Raw genomic sequence first — 20,018 nt, forward strand, 5'->3', positions numbered from 1 at the left:
TATATTAAACAAATTCAATATGTTTCTTGTTTAAATAGATTTAAATTCATTGTTTTTACAATTGATGGTTTTTTATTCAATATATTTTTAAGTTTATTTTTTGAAATTTTATATATAATAAATAACAAAATTTTTTTCATTTAAAAATGACATTAGGAGGTTCTTATGCAAAATAATATAATAAGTGTATTAACTAGAAAACGCCGTAATATGTATGAAGTTTGTGTTAGATATATTGGGGAAGATGGAAAAGAACATCAAAAGATATATGAAAAATTTAATAAAAAAAGGGAAGCAGAAAAATATGTTGTTGAATTAAAGAGCGCTATAAACAACGATAGATTTAAGCTTCCTAAAAATTTTACATTCGTAGATAGATGTATTAAATACTATGATGATAAGTCACACGAATATAGTCCAAAAACTCTAAATAATGCTTATGCCATAATAAATAAGCACATTAAATCTTTTTTTTCAAATGTAAAATTAACTGATATTACAATTAGTATGTATCAAGATTTCATGAATTATGTAGGTCGTTTAGATCTTAGTGATGCAACCAAGAAAAAAATATATCAAATAAGTAATGCTGTTTTAAGAGAGTGTTATAGGTTACAGGAAATCAACACAAACATTCCAGAGTTTGTAACTAAACCTAAAACACTTTCTACACCAGATACTGATATATATACTCTTAATGAAATACGTACTATACTTGATAATTGCCAATATACTAAATTTTTAGATATACCTATTAATTTATTTTTATTTGCTGGTATGCGATTCGGAGAAATTGCTGGGCTATGTTGGGAAGACATAGATTTTCAAAATAATACTCTGCATATAAATAAAAATTTAATCTATGAAAATGGACAATATTATATGAGACGACCTAAAACTGAAAACGGAATAAGAGATATAATTGTTCCAGATGCTATTATCCATATGCTAAGGTCAGAAAAAATAAGACAAAATAAATTAGTATTACAAGGATTATATAAAAAAAATGACTTTGATGTAGTTTGTTTAAATAGTGAATTAAAATATTTAAGTTTAACAGGGTTTGTACAAAGTTACAAAAGATTTTTAAAAAAAATTAATATAAGATATATCCGTCCTCATAAATTACGTCATGCTCATGCCACATTATTGTTAATGTCTGGTGTAGATATGAAAACAGTAAGTGAAAGATTGGGCCATAGTAAAATTGAAATAACTATGGATACCTATTCTCACGTATTGAAAGAAATGGATAAAAAAGCATCTGATAATATAGAAAAATTGTTACTATAATTATATTTTTGTTGGTCACTTTTTGGTCACTTGTAATAGGATTTGGTCACTTTTTGGTCACCAATTCCATTTTATACCATTTAATTAAATAGCTATTTTTCAACGTTTATTGCATTTAATATAGCTCTATTAAACCTTATTTATTTATCCCCCTAATAAGTATATATTTTAAGGCATCTACAATTTTTTCCCCCTTGTAGGTGCCTCTTTTTTTATTAATTAAATTTCAACATTATTTTCATTTAATCTACTTAAATTTTTAAATCTACTCTTTTATCGTATTATTTTGATAAATTTTGATATAAAAATTTAAATAAATATTTATTATAAGTTAATTTTAAGTCTTCACCATATATAACAAAAAGCATCTATAGTTTTATTTTTACTATAGATGCTTTTTAAATTTATTTTAACTATATTCAATATTTATCTTTGAGCCATTTCCTCCATCATTAGGAGTTACAATAAGTTTAACTGGTACTCTATTTTTAAGTTCTTCAACATGGCTTATAATACCTACGCTTAACTGTTCGCTGTGAAGTTTTTCTAATGATTCCATAACAATATCTAAAAGCTCATTGTCCAAAGATCCAAATCCTTCATCTAAGAAGAAGAATTCTAACGGCGCACTTCCCTTTAATTGAATTTGTGAAGATAGTGCAAGCGCCAATGCTAATGATGTCAAGAAAGTTTCTCCTCCAGATAAAGTTTTGATACTTCTCCTCAACCCACCATTATAATTATCTCTTATAACAAAATTAAGATTATCGTCTATCTCTAGTACATATCTACCTTTCGTCATTATATCAAGTCTTTTAGATGCCTCTATGACTATGTACTCAAGTTGATTTTTAGCTACAAACTCTACAAATCTTTTTCCTTGCAATAATTTTTCTATTTCTTTTAATAATTCTAATTTATGTTCAGATTCATCTAATTGCTTTTGAAGTTCTTTAACCTTTTTTAAGTTCTTTTCTAATGTCATAACTTCATTTTGTTTTGCACCTATTTCTTTTGTTATTTCATCAATATCATGTGCTAATTTATATTTATTTTTTTCAAGATTTAAAAACTCATCTAAATTTACTGTCTTTTTATCTAGTTTTTCTTTTAATGTTTTTATTTCAGCCGAAAGAGTTTTTTCTTCTTTTTCAAAGAACTCTATCTCATCTTTTAATTTTTCTCTTTCAGTTTCATCTATTAGAGCATTTTTAACTGCATAAATACTTTCAAATTTGTATTCAAATAATAACTCTTTTAGATTTTCTTTAGATGATTTATACTTGTCTTTTGACTCTTCAAGCTTACCTTTTACTTGGCTTATTTTTGATTTTAATTTTTCAGTTGCATATTTTTCTTCTTCTACTTCAACTCTAAGTTTAGCTTCTGTCGAAGTTATGCTATCTATTTCATCAATTATATTATTTAAAAGATGTTTTGGGTTTTGCCCCTTAGTTATTAAATTAAATTCAGTTTCTTTTTCAACCTTATCTTTTTGATTGCTTTCATTTTCTTTATTTAAACTAGATATATTTTTGTCTAATTCTATAAAAGCATTTCTCTTTTGGTTTAAATTAGAATCTATTTCTTCTTTTTTAAGCTTTAGTGAAGAATTTTCTTCTTCTATTTGTTCAACAATTCTAGAATTTTTATTTATTTCTTCTACCTTTGACTTTAAATCATCTATTTTCAAGCTAGAACTTAAGTATAAATACTCTGTTTTTATAGAATCAAATTGTTTAGTTATTTTTTCTACATTTTCTTTGATTGCATTTAGATTTTCAGTCTTATTTAAAATATCTTTACTTAATTCTATTTCTTCTTTTTCTTTTTTATTTTTACTCTTCTCTAATTCTTTGATCTCTTCTTCTAAGTCTTCTTTATTTTTAGTCCAATCAGCAATCTTCTCTCTAAGCGAAATAACTTCTTTTGAGAGTTTATTGAATTCTTCGTCAATCTCATATGAGTTTGAACCCCCAATTTCTTGCTTTATCTCTGCTATTGATTGCTCTGTTATACTTATTGTACTCAATAATTGACTTTGAGAACGTATAGATTCATCATAGTCTTTTGTTGCATAGCTTATCTTCTCATCTATTTTTTTAATTTGACTTTCTATATATAAAATTTTGTCATTATTATTTATTTTATCTATATTTGGGTGATGAGTTGAACCGCATACTGGGCATGGACACCCATCTTGTAGTTCGCTTCTCAATTCATTTGCCAAATTTAAAAACTTTTCTTCATTTAGATTTTTTTCTAAGCTATTTTTTTCATTTTTATATCTTTCAAGTTGTTGTTCTAAATTCTTTACATTTCTATCTAACTTAAATTTTTCTTCTTTATCTTTATTAAGCTTATCTTGTAATGAGTTTAATTTTGTTTCATTTTGTTTTGTAGCTTCATAAAGTGATTTTAATGATGAAAGTTTAGTGGACATAAGCACAACCTCATCATTAGTTCCAGGTGATTTTGATAGTAATATTGAGTACTTATCATTAATATTTTTAAGCTCTGTATTTACTTCTTTTGTAGAGTTTTCTGCATATCTAAAATTACTTTTTAATGTTTCAAGCTCTTTTGTCAACTCTGGAATATATTTTCTATTTTCCTCAAGGTCTTTTTTAACTCTCAAATATTCTTTTTCTATCTCAAACGCCTTGTATACTTTTTCTTTAAAATCTTCACTCGTTCTAAGTTCAGCTATTTTAGCTTCATTTTCTTTTATAGAGTTATTTACTTTATTATTTTCTTCATCTAACCCATTAATTTCTTTTATTAAAGTAGTTTTTTCTTTTTCAAAATCATATATTTTAGATTTTAAATCATCTATTTCTTCTATTATTTCTTTTATTTTTTCTTCTATTTTTATTGCACTTTCAAATCTCTGTTTGCTAGAAATTAGTCCTTCTAATTTAGTATCTTTTTCTTTTTGTGCATGCTCATATTTCAGTTTAGTAGACTCATACTCTCTATTTAATGATGTAAAATCATGTTCTAAAGTAGCTAATTCCATACTATACTCTTCTATAGATTTTTCAAATTCCTGCACATTTTTTATATGTGGGTTTACTATCTTTGCATGACCAGAACGCTCTACTTTAACTCTATTTTCATTTATTTTTGGCTCTTTTTCATCTAGCTTTCTCTTTTTATTTTCTTTATCTTCTAATGACTGTTGATATCCTATAGTTTCTTTATATTGATTGTATGTTTTTTCAGTATCTTCTAACTCTTGTCTCATACTTCTAGATGTAGCTTGTAACTGTATAAGTTTTTCATACGTTTCATCAAATATCTCTTGTGTAGTTCCATCATATTGTAAAAGGTTGCTTTCTAGTTTGTCTATTTCTATCTTTTTATTATCTCTATTGCCTTTTATTTTATCTGTAAGAACTTTACCGTATTTTTCAAGATTGAAAATTCTTTCAAGCATTTCACGCCTTTTACTGTCGTCTAATTGTAAAAACTCACTAAATTTACCTTGTGGCAAAACAACTGATCTTGTAAAATCAGATGCTGTAAGACCTACTATATCTATAATAGCTTTATCTACATTAGTTTTTTGCTCTGCTATAACAGTTTCTTTGCCATCCATATGAATTTCAGTCAATATAGCCCTATATGAATTAGCACTTCCTGATTTGTTTTTATTTAATATTCTCTCAACACAGTATTTTCTTTTATTGTGTTTATTGCCTATTTCAAATATATATTTTATTTTAGCGCTATTGCACGATGTATTTATATACTCTTTAGTATCTCTAGATATATTTCCATACATAGCTATAGTTATAGCATCTAGTATAGTGGATTTTCCGCTACCAGTCTTTCCAAATATACCAAATAGACCTCTCGATGTTAACTCGCTAAAATCAATAACTTGTTTTTCTATATAACTATTTAATCCACTTATCTCCAATCTAATTGGTCTCAATTATTGTCACCCTCTTTTTCAACTATGTTTAAAAATAAATCTAATAATTCACCTTTTGGCTCTACTTTGTTTCTAAATTTATAGTATTCGATAAATAATTCTTTCATCGTTTTTTCTCTCATATCTACATGTTCATACTCAAACTTCTGATTTATTATAGGTTTTATTTCTATAATATCTTTTAATAGAGATTTCATTGTTTTTATATTCTTTTGATTTATTACTTCGTCAGTAACTATTTCAAAATAAGACCATATATTTCTGTCTTTATTTTCTTCGCATATATTTATTGCTTCTTCTATTCCTTTACATTTAAATACTTCTATAGGTTTATAATTTTTAAAATAAATATCTTCTATTATAGCGTCTTGTCCTGGATGAACTTCTACTATTTTAGCACCCTTTGAGTATACTCTTTCACTTTTACTGTATTGAATTGGAGAACCACTATAATATGCATGTAATCTCTCTGATGCTTTTTGAGGCTTATGTAGATGACCTAGTGCTGTATATTGTGAGTTTTGTGGTAAGTCATTTTTTTGAACAAGAAGACTTCCACCTAGCTCTATCGGTCTTTCAGAATCTGTAGATTCACCTCCAACAACAAATAGATGACTTGTAGCTATATTTATACTACCTTCTTCAAAGTTTTGCTCTAATTTTCTAAATAAATCACCTACTTTTTTACTATATGATATCTGCTGCTCTCTATCAGTATCTCCTTTTATAACTTCATTTAGCCTTTTTTCACTTGGATAAGGAAGAGTAATTAAAGTTACTTTTTCACCCTTAAAATCAAATTTTGTACACCCTTCTAATGCTTCAGTTATTTCAAAACCTTTATATTTAGCTTTATTAGTTTTGCTAAGTGGATATCCAAATACTAATATGCCCATTTCTTCTGCTAAAGGTGTAATCGCCGATAATCTCTCTGGATTATCATGATTTCCAGAAATGACTATAACGCATCTATTCCCATCATCAGCTAATCTGCATGCAGTTTTATAAAATAATTTTTCAGCAGCAGCTGGAGGATTTGATGTATCATAAATATCTCCAGCTATTATTACCATATCTATATTATTTTCTTCGACTATATTTACAAAATCATTTAAAAACATCTCTTGTTCTTCTAGTCTACTATTTCCCTCTAATGTTTTTCCCAAGTGCCAATCTGATGTATGAATAAATCTCATCGTTTTATCTATCTCTCCTTTAATACCTCGCCCACTAATATGTGTCCGATTATTTTACTCAATTTTTACTTGTTCATCTATACTAAATAAATATAAATATTTTTCTTTTATTTTTTTACCAGTTAATGTAGAAAGTACCTCTGCATAAATTTCTAATTGTTTTTTATATTTATGGATAATTTCTTTTTTATTGTTGTTATCTATCCAATCTGTCTTATAGTCTAAAATTACTAGTCCATCATCTTCTTCAAAGTATAAATCTATAACTCCTCTAAGCATCACAGACTCATCTTCATATATTTCTCTATTATTCTTAAAAATATCGTCATTTAAATATATATCATTCATTTTTACCTGAGTGTATATCTTTTGTTCTCTTTTGACAAAGTTTGATGATAATATTCTTTTCGCTATAGGGCTTTTAAAGAATTTAAGTATTTTTCTAGGAGATAAAACTTTAGACTCTTTTTCTGTTATAACTCTTCGTTTTATCAAATCTTCAATTTGAGCTTTTATCTCTGATTCTGTTTTTACTTTATTAAAGTCTAAAACCTCCATTATTAAGTGTACTATTGTACCTCGTCTCGCACCTGTTATTTTTTCTTTTGTTTGAGCTTCACTCAAGAACTTTGGCTTTTTAAGTGTTGTCTTCATTTTATAAAGATTTGATAATTCATCTTGTTCTTCATATTCTTCTTGTCTCTTTTTTATTTCAGTAACAGATATACTTGCTGCTTTTTTTACAACACCTAAATACGGGTACTCAAAATTCAATTTATTTTGTATTTGATCATAATATTGTGTATCACTTTGTGATAAATCAATATTATTTAAAACTTCTCTGATGCCTTCTTTTTCATGTTTTTCAAAATCTATATCAGCTCTAACCCAAGTCTTAACAGACCATCTTGATTCATCTTCTAGTGATATTCTCGTACATATATTATATTTTTCTCTAATAGATTCTAAATCTCTATGTTTTATAACTGCTGGCATCATCCAATCTAGATAGTTTTTACCGTTTAATATATCGTATTTTGAAACTCTTCTTTCATTAGATATATTTGACGACCACTTATGTATAGTTTGCTCGATATCTTTTATAGATGCTGTTATTATAAGTTTTTCTTTCGCTCTAGTAAGTGCAACATATAGTATTCTCATCTCTTCTGATATATTTTCTATATTTATTTTGCATTTTAGAGCTTCTTTTGCAATACTTGGATACGAGATTCTTCTTTCAAAATCTACAATCTGTGGACCATACCCTAGTTCATGATGATATAATACGTCTTTTCTAAAGTCCATGGTGTTGAAGTTTCTTCCCATGCCAGAGCAAATAACGATTGGGAATTCTAGCCCTTTACTTTTGTGGATACTCATTATTCTGACTACATTTGCATTTTCTCCTAAAGTCTTTGCACTTCCCATATCAGAATTAGATTTTTTAAGTTTGCTTATAAAGTTTATAAAGTTAAAAATACCTTTAAAGCTAGTCTCTTCAAATTGTTTAGCTCTTTCAAATAGAATTCTTAAATTAGCTTGTCTTTGACTTCCACCTGGCAAAGCTCCACAATATGCATAATATCCACTATTTGTATATATATACCATAAAAATTCATCTGTACTCATATACATAGATTTTTCTTGAAGTTCTTTTAAATCATCTAAAAATCTTCTTACTTTTAAATCAAGCTCACTTAATGTTTTTTCTTCTTGGTGATTTTTATCTTGAGTCTCTAAATCTATATTATAAATAGAATCATCTTGATTATGATACATATATTCTTCGCTATATTGATTATTAAACTCTTCATCGTATTGATTTTCTGAATCTACTTGATAGTTTATATAATCTTGATCGTATATAATCTCATCATTATATGTTATTTCTTCATCTTCATATATAAAATCACTGTAGTCTATATTTTGATAATAATCATCTATTTCATCTTGAATATTTTGATTATCAACTTCATTTTCTATATGAGTTATTATAGTAGAGCTAAGCTTTTCAATTTCTTGGTCTATAACTTCATCTATATCTTTATCATCATCACTATTTTCTTCTTCTGATATACTTAAGTCTATACTTTCTCCAGCGTACTTTCTCATAGCTTCATAAAAACTTACCTTTTTATCTACCGTTCTTATATCTATAAAGTCTTCTGGAGTAAATCCATATATAGGAGAACGAAGTACTGAAATAAGGGCAATATCTTGCATTGGATTATCTATTACTTTTAGGAAAGACATTATAACTTGTATTTCCATAGTTTCAAAATATCCCTGTCCCATATCTGCATATGTCGGAATATCCATATTTATTAGTTCTTCCGCAAATACTGGTGCCCATGCTGATGTGGCTCTAAGTAATATTACAATATCTTTATATTCGATATTTCTATATTCTCCACTTTTTTTGTCAAATACCTGCATTATTTCGCCATTTTCATTAGGTCTCATAATATCTCTTATTATTTTACCGACCATTCTAGCTTCTATTTGACTTGCATCTAGATCTTCTGACTCTTCCTCATCCTTTTCTGGATTTTCAGCTTCTTCGACTTTCTTTTCCATTAGATGAATTTCTGTAGGCCCACCTAGTATTATTTTTTCGTCATCTACTTCTTCAAAACTAGCCCCTAAGTTTAGTTTTTCTTCTTCGTTATACTCAATTTCACCTAAATTTTTACTCATAATATGCTCAAATATATAATTGACACTATCTACTACTTCTTTTCTACTTCTGAAGTTTTTATAAAGCATTATTTTTTTATATTTACTGCTTAAATCAGTATCATAATTCGCATATTTTTGAAGGAATATTTCTGGTTTTGCCTGTCTAAATCTGTATATACTCTGCTTAACGTCACCAACCATAAACCTATTTGGTTCATTTTGTTTAGCTATTGTAGACAAGATAACTTCCTGTACTTGGTTACTATCTTGGTATTCATCTATAAAGATTTCATAGAATTTTTCTCTATATTCAAGCGCAATATCAGAAGGTATATTTTTACCATCTTTATCAAATAAGAAATCTCCATTTTCATCAGTTTGTGTTAAAATTTGTAGTGCAAAATGCTCTATATCGTGGAAATCTATAATTCCCTTGTCTCGTTTTTTCTGGCTATAGATTTTATCAAATATTAAAACTACATCTGATAGTGATTTAACTACTGGATATAAAAATTTAATCTCTTCTTTTAAATCATCGTAATGTTTACTAAATACTGATGTTTTTATTTTTTCTATAGATTTTTTAGCATTATCTCTAGTGTTTTTAGCTTTATCTTTTTCTTCTTTTACATAAGCTGGTGCATCTTTTGGAATTCTTTTGACTCCTTTTGCATAGTTTTCAAATTGCATAGTCGCTATTTTTGAATAAGCCTCATTCCAAGATATATCACATGCATCTAATATATCTTTTATTTTTTCATACTCTATCTTTAACTTAGCTATAAAAGTCTCTAACTCTTCTATCCCAGATACATCTTCAATCGCCTTAGCCATAGATGTCTCCACACCTTCAACTTGTATTTTTACAGTTTCAAGTATAGCTTTAGCCCATTTTGATGTTGCAAAATCAAAGTTTTCATCTATATTAAAATCTTCTGCACTTTGTATTAACCATTCTTTTGGATATGGAGATGCCATAACAAAACTATAAATAGATAAAATCAAGTTTTGTAAATTTGAATCTCCTCTTTTTTCGGCATAACAATCTACTAAATAACAAAACTCTTCGTCTTGTTCTTCATATAAAATATCAAATGCTTCATCTATAGCTTCTAATTTCATAAGAGAACACTCTGTCTCATCACCTATTCTAAAATTGGGATCTAAATTTATTTTATGAAAATTTGACTTTATAACTTCTAAACAAAATGAATGTATTGTCGTTATACTAGCTTTATTTAAAAGTACTAATTGGTCTTGAAGGTGTTCATCTTCTGGATTTTCATCTAATTTCTTAGATATAGCATCTCCTATTCTCTCTCTCATCTCAGATGCTGCTGCATTTGTAAATGTAACGACTAATAATTTATCTATGTCTACTTTTAAGTCTGGATTTAAAATCATCTGTATTATACGTTCTACAAGAACAGCAGTTTTACCAGATCCAGCAGCTGCTGCAACTAATAAGTTCCCACCTCTACTATCAATTACACTTTGTTGTTCACTTGTCCATTTTGGAGAACTCATTATTCCACCTCCTCTGCCATCATTTGAATAATTTCTTCGTTCTTTTTATCTTTTATAATATTGTAATTATTGTCTTTAAGTGTAGGGTCAAACTGACATATCGAGTTATATATACAGAAATCACATGAAGTCCTGTCTTTATGTTTATTAGGGCTTATACTTATATCTCCACCTAACATACCTTCACATAAATCCTTTATCTCGTGTTTTACATATTTTCTAAGTATTTCAAACTCTTGATATGTTACACTATTTGTACTTTTTGATAGACTTCCATCTTTATTTAAACCAGCAGGAACTATAAGTGATGATTTAACATCTTCTTCATAAAGTGCCTTATCCATTTTCTTTATTATGTGGGCATCTTTTGCAAGAAGTCCCTTCATCTTAGATTGTTTTAATATTTCTTCGTCTATCTGTTCTTCATCTTTATTTTCGCTAAACTTTGCAATTGGATTGTCAATCTTACAATATAAAATTGCCGCTGGATGGATACTTGTTCCTTTTTTCATCGCACTTTCAATTATCGCGTCTAAGTATACTAATAATTGAAGTTGCAATCCGTAGTATACTTCTGTAAGGTTTACATTTTTATCTGATGATTTATAATCTATTATTCTTATATATCTATCATCACCTTCATCAAATTCATCTATTCTATCTATTTGACCGATTAGATTTATCTGTGTTCCATCTTCTAATATTATTCTTATAGGTGGATATTTTCCCGTTTGACCAAAGTTAACTTCATAATCTATAGGTTCAAATTCTCCAGATTTAATTTGTTTGGCAATTATATTTATAGCTGCCATAAGCATTTTTTTAAGTCTATAAGATAGATATTTATATCTTGGTGAACTATTTAATATAAATCCTGGAATTTGTAAAACCATGAAATCCACAATAGAGTTTACCTTTTTATCTATATAGGCTTCGTTAATTTGGTTCCAATGAAGACCATCTTTTTCTAGTGATTTTGAGAACTCGTACATTATGTTATGTATAAATGTTCCTAAATCCGGTGCAGCAAATGAATATTCTTTTCTTTCTTGTGCCTTAAGCCCGTATTGAATAAAGTAGGCAAATGGACAAGCTGAATACTTTTCTAACTTAGATACACTTAAATTATGTGTTTCGTATAATTTATTTATTTTTTCTTGTGATACCTTGTGTACCATATTCGTATAAGTAAGTCCTGAAATTATTTTTCTTGTAATTTCTCTATATTTATTGTCATTTGCAAAATATCTATATACATCTAGCCATAAATTTTCGATTTCTTCACCATTGTCAAATGATTTTATTTTATTTACCATTTTATTAAATGTTGGAGATTTAACAGTTATATCGTCCATCATTTCTTCTTCATTTTCTCTTTTATTTTCTAGTAAATAACTTTCTACTTCTAGTTTTGGGAATATCTTTTTAACCCTAGATATTATAATAGACGGTCTCAAACTTCTTCCCTCTGAATCAGCAACTGGATAAGTTAATATAAGATTTTCTGAAGTTGAAGTAAGTGCCTTATAAACTAAAAATTGTTCTTCAAAAGTCTTTGTCTTACTATCTATATCTATTTCAACCCCTCTATCCATAAGTGTATTTCTATCTTTGTCGTTTAATATTCCCTTTTCTTTAGCTATTAGTGGAAATATCCCGTCAGTAACGCCTATTAAATAAAGGTATTTTGTGTTTGGATTTTTCATTCTGTCTACACTACTGACTAAAACTTGGTCTATACTTGGTGGGACTAATCCCAATTCATATTCTTCAAATCCAAGGCTTATTATTTTAATAAATCTGTCTATAGATACGACATCATCTCCCATTATCTCTACAATTTGGTCTAGTATATCGATTACTATATCCCAAACTTGAGAGTATTGGCTCGCAACTTCCAACTCACCTTTAGCTTTAAAGTCTTCAACCAAGTCGTAAATAGTTTGTTCCATGTCTATTTCTACTAAAAATTCATATATATTTTTACAGATCTCTCTACAGCTTTTTTTACCTTTTAATTTATTTTGTAATTTTATAACTGGACTTAGAACTCTATTTTTTATTTCATTTATAGTTTGTATAGTTTGAGATTCTTCTTCTGTTATATCAGAATTATAGTTATTCACAGCCCTATATTCCCATTTTTCTTCTAACCACTTCTTGCCTTTTATTCCGTTTAATATTACGTAATTTTCGATTAAGCTGACTTCATCTACACTAAGACCTATAAGTCCACTTTTTAAGTATCTAAACATAACTTCATATGAATATCTTTTATTTTTTATTTCAAGCGCTGAAGTAATCAATACTATTATTGGGTTTGATTTGACATCTCTTTTTTTATCTATAAAGTTTGGTATTTCGTACTCATTAAATATAGAATGTACTAAAAAGTCATATCTATTTAAGTCCCTTGTCGCCACAGTTATATCTTTATATCTTATATTTTTATCTCTGACTAAGTTGACTATTTCCTTTGCAATATGTTCAACTTCTTCATATAAGTTGTTAAATTCTTTTATCTTAAGATAATTAACTTCTTTTTCATAATCATGGTATGGATAAGCATTATAGTATCTTTCTAAATGTAAAAGCTCGTTATTATTTTCAAAACGCTTTATTTTACCTTTATTTAAGTCTATATATGGATTTATTTTTACTCCATTATCCATAGCTATTTTTCTTAACTTTTCATAAGTGTATTTAGTTCTTGAGAATGGATCGTTTTTTCTATAGTTTAAGTAGTTTACATTGTCTACAGTAAGCGATATACTAACTTCTTTTGCCTTTTTAAGAAGTTTTGCTAAAATAGAGTACTGTTTTGGTGTAAACCCTGTAAATTCGTCTATATATACATAACATCCATCAAAGTAACTAGTATTTTCTAGCTTTTGAGCTAGAGAACCAAGCATATCTTGTGAGTCTACGTAGTTTTCGTGTAGCTCATTTTCAAAAGCTTCGTATATTTTACTTACATCCTTTAATTTTAATCTAAGTGTTTCGTTTTCAATATCTTCAGCTATATACTCTAGCATATCGTAATTTACATTATATTGTTTTAATTCGCTTATTATCTCACTTACTGAACCTACAAATCCAGTTTGTGCTGCTGCCTTTGAAAATACATTTAACTCACTTGCTACTTTTTCTATAGCTTTATAAGTTATCATTGCTTTACCACTTGAATTTATATTTACATCTGTTAAACCGCCTGTTTTAGTAAATACAAGAGCACTCATAGTATTAAATGTAAGTACTCTAGTTCTCATATACTTGTCCTTTTCTTTTCCTAAATATAGAGAACTTATTTTTTTCTCCATCTCGAAGGAATACTGCTCTGGAACTAATAATATTACAGGTGTTGTCTCATCGTCTTGAACTCTTTGTTTTATTTCATTTAACAAATATGTACTTTTTCCGCTTCCGCCTCTTCCAAATACAAATCTAAGTCCCATTAATCATCCTCCTCTATCATTTCATCAAAATCTATATTTTCATCTATAATATCGTAGTTTATATTTTTATTGTTACAAAGTTTATTAAACTCACAGTATTTACAGTGATTTTTATTTTTTTGTATATATCCATCAAAATCTAAATTGCTTATATTGTTTATAAAGCTTTCTATAATATATTTACTTTTTAGATGTTTTTCTTTATTGTATTTTACAGTTATAGGGTAGTTATCTATTTTCAATCTAAAGTACTTCATACTTATATTTTCAGTATCAATATTTAAATTGTAAATCTTTTGAATTACTTCTTTTGCTAGATACATATACACTATTGTCTGCATTCTATTTTCTATGTTTTTATAGCTTGAGTTTTGTGATTCTGTCTTCCAATCCCAAATTTCGATGCTGTTATCATCTATAATTACTAAATCGTATTTTGCAGTTAAGTAATTTTCTCCTATTTTAATTCTAACTTCGTATTCTGGCAAATATATTTTAGATTCATCTATATAAATTATGTCCTTTATCTTTTCTATCCATAATTTAAACTCTTCACTTATATTTTCTCCAATTGGAATATTTTTAAAATATCTTTCGCATAATAAATGAAACTCACTCCCCGATTTTAGTCCTTCATAATAATCTCGGCTTTCTATGGAATCGAATCTCCAATTTATATTGTCTATATATTTATATTTAAACTTTAAAGGACATGATTTAAATGTGTTTAATGAATTTTGACTGTATAGAAAATATTTAAGTTTTTGATCCATTATTTATTCATCTCCCTTTTTTCTTTTATTAATTGATTTAATATTTTAAGATATAAACAAGGCTCTTGTTTTTTCTTAGTGTTTTTTGATTCTTCTTCTGATTTATAACTACTTCCCATCATTATAAGCATTTCCTTAGCTCTTGTAATACCTACATATAACAGCCTAATTTTTTCATTTATAATATCTATTTTCGTCTGTTTATAATAATTTTGTGTCAACTTCCCATTTACTATTAAGTCTATTTGATTGTTGATTAAAGCCTCAGTATTTTTATATTTATCTTTTAAGTACCATTTATCACATTGAAACTTCTGATTTATATTATCTGGGAAATGAAACTGCGTCAATTGAAGTAAAAATACACAATCCCATTCCATCCCTTTAGATTTATGATAATTGCATACTGTTATGCTTCCCGGTTGTGGTTCATATCCATTTATTTCGTATACTACATCTATCATATAATTAAATACTTTGCTTTTATTGTCAGATAAAACGTCGTATATCTCCCAAAGCGTTATATTTGGCATTTCATTTGTAATATATCTAACATAAAATGCAATATAATCAACTAGTGACTTTTCTTCGCCTTTTAAATCTAGTTTTTCTTTAATAAATAAAATCAACTCATCAACTTTCGTTGTAGAATGTTCTAAAATTTCAACTAAAGAATTTAGTCCTTGTTTAAAAGTTGTATACATCTCACATTTGTCGTCTATTATAAGAGGTTTATCTTTTACATTGCTATATAACAACTCTTCTACACTGTACTCTCTTAATATATTTAAAAAGTCATTTTTGCCTTCTCTGTTGTCTGTTTTTATAAACACACTAGAAAGGACATCTATTAAAACTTCTATATCGTCACAATTTATTATAAAATTTATTATTTTAGCTATATTATCGATTATCCTTCTTTTGTTTTTTGAATTCGGCCCCAATTCTTCAAATTCTAGTCCTTCTTGTTCAAGAACTTTTGAAACTTGGCTTAATTGTGAGTTATAAGGAACTAAAATTCCTATACTCTTTTCTGGATATTTTAATTTTAATCCTTTTACATATCTAACTGTTTGAAGTATTTCTTCTTCAAAAGTTTTATACCACATTGCATTTATTTGATATTTATCTGGATTAGGATTTTCTTTATAACCTTGTCCTTTTTCTACTGTTTCTATCTCTATTTGTTGTAGAGCTTCCCTACATTCTGTTTCTTCTAAATCATTACATACAAACTCCACTAAGTTATTAGCAAGTTCTAGTATGTCTGCTGAACTTCTATTGGACATATTCATTTCATAACAATGATCAGCTTCTTCCATAAATTCCTTAAAGAATCTAGGATCAGAAGAAGAAAATGTACCTGTTATACTTTGATTTACATCTCCAACTCTAACTAAGTTATTGTTTTTTTCACAGATTAATTTTATTATCTTACCTTGAATCTCATTAGAATCTTGACATTCATCTTCAAATATATATTTATATCTATTTTGGAATTTTTCTCTTAGCTGCTCGTCTATACTCAAAGTTTTATAAGCATAAATTAATAAATCATCATAATCTAAAAGACCATTTTGTTTTAATTTTTTATCATAATCTTTATATATAAAACTTATCATTTTTAAAATACCTTTGTTGCTAAGTGTATTTTCTTCTAGCTTTTGTGGGGTTATATCGTTGTATTTTAAACTACTTATAGCTTTAGCTACTAATTCAAAAAATCCATCTTGCCACGCTTCAAGTTGTATATCGTACCACATTTGATTTTTTTGCTCTTTTAAAAAATATCTATATGCAGTTTCTCCTCCACTAGCCCTAAACGTATTTATACAGTCATTTAACATCATCGTTTTTTGAAGATCATCTGCAATATTAAAGTCTTCACTCAACATCATGACTTCTGGCTTTTCTTTTATTATCTTAGCTGCCAGAGAATGTATCGTCATTACTTCAAATCCGTTAGTAGAGTCTATTCCCTTTTCTTCTAAAATCTTTTTTATTCTGCCTTTAAAATTATTTGCGGCACTGTTCATATATGTAAGAATCAATATCTTCCCTTTTTCATTTTTATTTTCTGCTAGTAGTTTAGTAACTAAATTTGTCACTATAAAAGTCTTTCCCGCTCCTGGTACTGCCGGCACTGCCATCGTCCCATTTTCATAGTTCATTATTGGTATTTGGTCTTTTCTATAATTTATCTTACTCAAGAGCGTCCCCTCCTTTATTTATAAGTCTAAGCAGTAAGCTGTATAATCCACCTTCTTGTATATACCCATTTATAGAATAATCACTTTTATATGCATATACATTTTCAGCGTATTTTAGCAAATTATAAACAGTGTTGTATAAGAAGTACTTTTTATAACTTTCCTCCATATCACTTGTGTATATATCTTCATCTCTAAAAGATTTTTTTAAGACAAGTGGATTTGCTAAATCTTTTTCTATCTTCATATTCCAAGTATTACTTCCTATATCTACCCATATTTGAGTCTTTCTTTTAATATTATTTGATATATAAGAAAAAGGTGTCGTTATTAATACTGCATCTCTATCTTTTATTTCTTCTATTTGTCTTGCATTAAAGTAGTCTTTTATAAATTTTTTTAATGATATTATAAATACTTCATCTGCATTTTTATTTAAATCTAATTTATCTAAAGAGTCTATAAATGACTCACTTTCTTCAATTATATTTTTACAAATAGATACATTTTCTTTTCCATCTTTTAAATTTAAAACTTTATCTATATAAAATTTAGTTAGAAACTCTCCTATACTGAGCTTTTCTTTTCGTTTTTCATCTATATATTTTATTATTTGTTTATAATCTTCTTCTTTATCCCTATTTCTATAGATTTTATATGATTTTATCCTATTTAAATTAAATAAAATCTGAATAAAATTTATATACTCTTCTTCTTTTATATGAGATTGAAGTTCGCAATATATAGCGACTGCAACATATAATAAATTTCCATATGGGTAATCTATTATTTTGCTTGTTTTCTTTGTATTTAATATCTCTATATCTTTAGCCTTTAACTTATTTGTAATTTCATAATCTAATACTGGAGTATTTATAGGATTTATTACTACAATATCTTTTTTAGAAACTCCATTTGAAATTAAGCTTTCTATTTTTTGTGATATATTCTCTATCATTTCGCCATATAGCTGACTACTTTGGTCCAACTCTATACTTGCATTTTCATTAATTAAATCAAAAACTCCTATATTGCTGTAAGTTTCATCTCGTCCTAATAATTGTTTATATACATAGTTAATATCATTTTTGATAAATGAAGAGAAATACCTACTGTGATCGCAATAAACAAATATTTCTTTTTCATTATTGTCAAATTCTTTTATCAAGTTTACCTGACTAACACTTATATTTTGTAAATCGTCTATAAATAAGTATTTATATCTATTTAATAATTGTTCTTTATATAATTTATTTTTTAATAGATATTGATTGTATAGGTAAATACTTATACTATCATCTACCATGGAGTTGCTTATCATTTCATTTAGATATTCTTCTATTATTTTTTCCATTTCAATATAAGATTTGTCTTTGATATTCTCTTTATTAGCTTTTGAGTTGTAAATCTTTTTTCCTATTTTTTTATAATCTATTTGATTATAAATAGCATTATCTAAATTATTCATAATATTAGATGCTATTGATTTATTAGTCCCCGTAATATCGTCAAAATAATTTTCCTTATTTCTCTTCATTTCTACCTTTTTTTCAAATATATACGTCTTTAAATTACTAGATATAAATGTCGGCGTCAAATTCTTTTTTATTATATCTTCGCAATCATTTAAAATAATCGGCCAGTATGTTATTATTTCGCCCCTTACAAATTGACTATATGTACATATCTTAAGTTCTTCACTTATTTTAAGTTCTATCTTTTTTATATACTCTAGTCGATTTATATTATTATCCACAAACACAAGTATATCACTTGATTTAAAGTTATTTTGTTTTATTATTTCTATATATTTATCTAAGATTTTATTTTTATCGTGCAATTTAGTAATCATACTGTCACCTCTCTTAAAACATTAAAGCCTGCATATAGCAAGCTTTAATTTTATATATTTTTAAAAATTTATTTTCTTGTTTAAAATATATTATAATATTTCTTTGAATAAATTCAAAACATTTTTATAGAATATATGTTCTACTTCATCTTCCGTAAATCCTTCTTTTTTTATCTTTTCCGCTAAAATTTGCATTTTTGATGCATTTTCAATTTCTACTTTACAATCTATTCCGTCAAAGTCACTTCCTAATCCTATAACTTCTATTCCACCTATATTTTTAATATGTTTTAAGTGTTTTATCATATCGTCTAATTTTGATAAGTCGCTAAACTTTGTATTTTCATTTAAAAAGTTAGAATAAAAATTAAGACCCATAACTCCGCCTCTGTCTGCTAGTTTTTTTATCATATCATCGGTCATGTTGCGACGGTGATTACAAATGCTCCTTGCATTTGAATGACTTGCAACAAATGGCTTTTTAGTATTATTTAAAATATCATAAAATCCAGCATCTGATAAATGAGATACATCTATAATAATACCTAGATTCTCCATTTCCTCTATAAATTCAAATCCTCTGTCTTTTAATCCTCTATCACAAACTAATTTATTGTTTATTATTTCATTTGGGAATCCAAGCTCATTTTCATAATTCCAAGTTAAAGTCATCATCCTAACACCCAGTCTATAAAAATTTCTAAGAATACCTAAATCACCTTTACAGCACGCCCCTTCTTCTATAGATAAAAGCGCACTCATTTTATTTTGCTCTATATTTTTTAATATATCATCATAGCTCAAAACTATCCCTATATCTTGTGAATTTGCTTTTATTTCGTCGTGAAAAAGATCAATAGTTCTCAAACAGTTTACTAGTGTATCGCCCTCGCCCATATTTGTAAATGCTGCAAATACTTGTAACATATAATCTCCTTGTTTCATTTTCTCTATATCAACACTAAAACCATTCTTTTTTAAATTAACATATCTATTTTCATCTCGATTATCTAAAATCGCCTTCATTGTATCACAATGCATATCTATAACCTTCATATTAAGCCTCCAAAACTTTATAATATATTTTTTA

General features: G+C 27.1%; 9 protein-coding genes. 1 reads left to right on the top strand and 8 read right to left on the bottom strand.

Annotated features, from left to right (window positions below):
- Positions 1-165 precede the first annotated feature (165 nt).
- A complete protein-coding gene (locus RDX53_RS01295) occupies positions 166-1,293 on the top strand; it encodes a tyrosine-type recombinase/integrase (protein WP_307993559.1) in 1,128 nt (375 codons plus the stop codon).
- Between the two features lie 409 nt (positions 1,294-1,702).
- On the opposite strand, the gene RDX53_RS01300 is transcribed toward RDX53_RS01295, so the two are convergent.
- From RDX53_RS01300 to RDX53_RS01335, 8 genes are all read right to left on the bottom strand, one after another.
- A complete protein-coding gene (locus tag RDX53_RS01300) occupies positions 1,703-5,233 on the bottom strand; it encodes an AAA family ATPase (RefSeq protein ID WP_307993561.1) in 3,531 nt (1,176 codons plus the stop codon).
- Complete coding sequence (locus tag RDX53_RS01305; protein ID WP_295574877.1) at positions 5,230-6,429, bottom strand: exonuclease subunit SbcD; 1,200 nt, start codon at positions 6,427-6,429, stop codon at positions 5,230-5,232. Before RDX53_RS01305 ends, RDX53_RS01300 begins: the two co-directional genes overlap by 4 nt.
- A gap of 54 nt (positions 6,430-6,483) precedes the next feature.
- Positions 6,484-10,638 carry a helicase-exonuclease AddAB subunit AddA gene (addA, locus tag RDX53_RS01310; RefSeq protein ID WP_295574879.1) on the bottom strand — a complete coding sequence of 1,385 codons (4,155 nt, stop codon included), beginning with the start codon at positions 10,636-10,638 and terminating at the stop codon, positions 6,484-6,486.
- Positions 10,638-14,093, bottom strand: coding sequence for a helicase-exonuclease AddAB subunit AddB (gene addB / locus RDX53_RS01315; RefSeq protein ID WP_307993567.1), 3,456 nt, complete (start codon positions 14,091-14,093; stop codon positions 10,638-10,640). The genes addA and addB overlap by 1 nt, the downstream gene beginning before the upstream one ends.
- Entirely contained in the window at positions 14,093-14,866 is a 774-nt protein-coding gene (locus RDX53_RS01320) for a PD-(D/E)XK nuclease family protein (protein ID WP_195930714.1), read from the bottom strand. Before RDX53_RS01320 ends, addB begins: the two co-directional genes overlap by 1 nt.
- Positions 14,866-17,076, bottom strand: coding sequence for an ATP-dependent helicase (locus tag RDX53_RS01325; RefSeq protein ID WP_295574881.1), 2,211 nt, complete (start codon positions 17,074-17,076; stop codon positions 14,866-14,868). The genes RDX53_RS01320 and RDX53_RS01325 overlap by 1 nt, the downstream gene beginning before the upstream one ends.
- A complete protein-coding gene (locus tag RDX53_RS01330; protein WP_295574883.1) occupies positions 17,069-18,928 on the bottom strand; it encodes a UvrD-helicase domain-containing protein in 1,860 nt (619 codons plus the stop codon). Before RDX53_RS01330 ends, RDX53_RS01325 begins: the two co-directional genes overlap by 8 nt.
- Positions 18,929-19,018: 90 nt before the next feature.
- Positions 19,019-19,984 (bottom strand): dipeptidase, encoded by a 966-nt coding sequence (locus RDX53_RS01335; RefSeq protein ID WP_295574885.1) that lies wholly within the window; start codon positions 19,982-19,984, stop codon positions 19,019-19,021.
- Positions 19,985-20,018 lie beyond the last annotated feature (34 nt).

The organism is uncultured Intestinibacter sp., from assembly GCF_902468165.1.
Taxonomy (GTDB): Bacteria; Bacillota; Clostridia; order Peptostreptococcales; family Peptostreptococcaceae; genus Intestinibacter.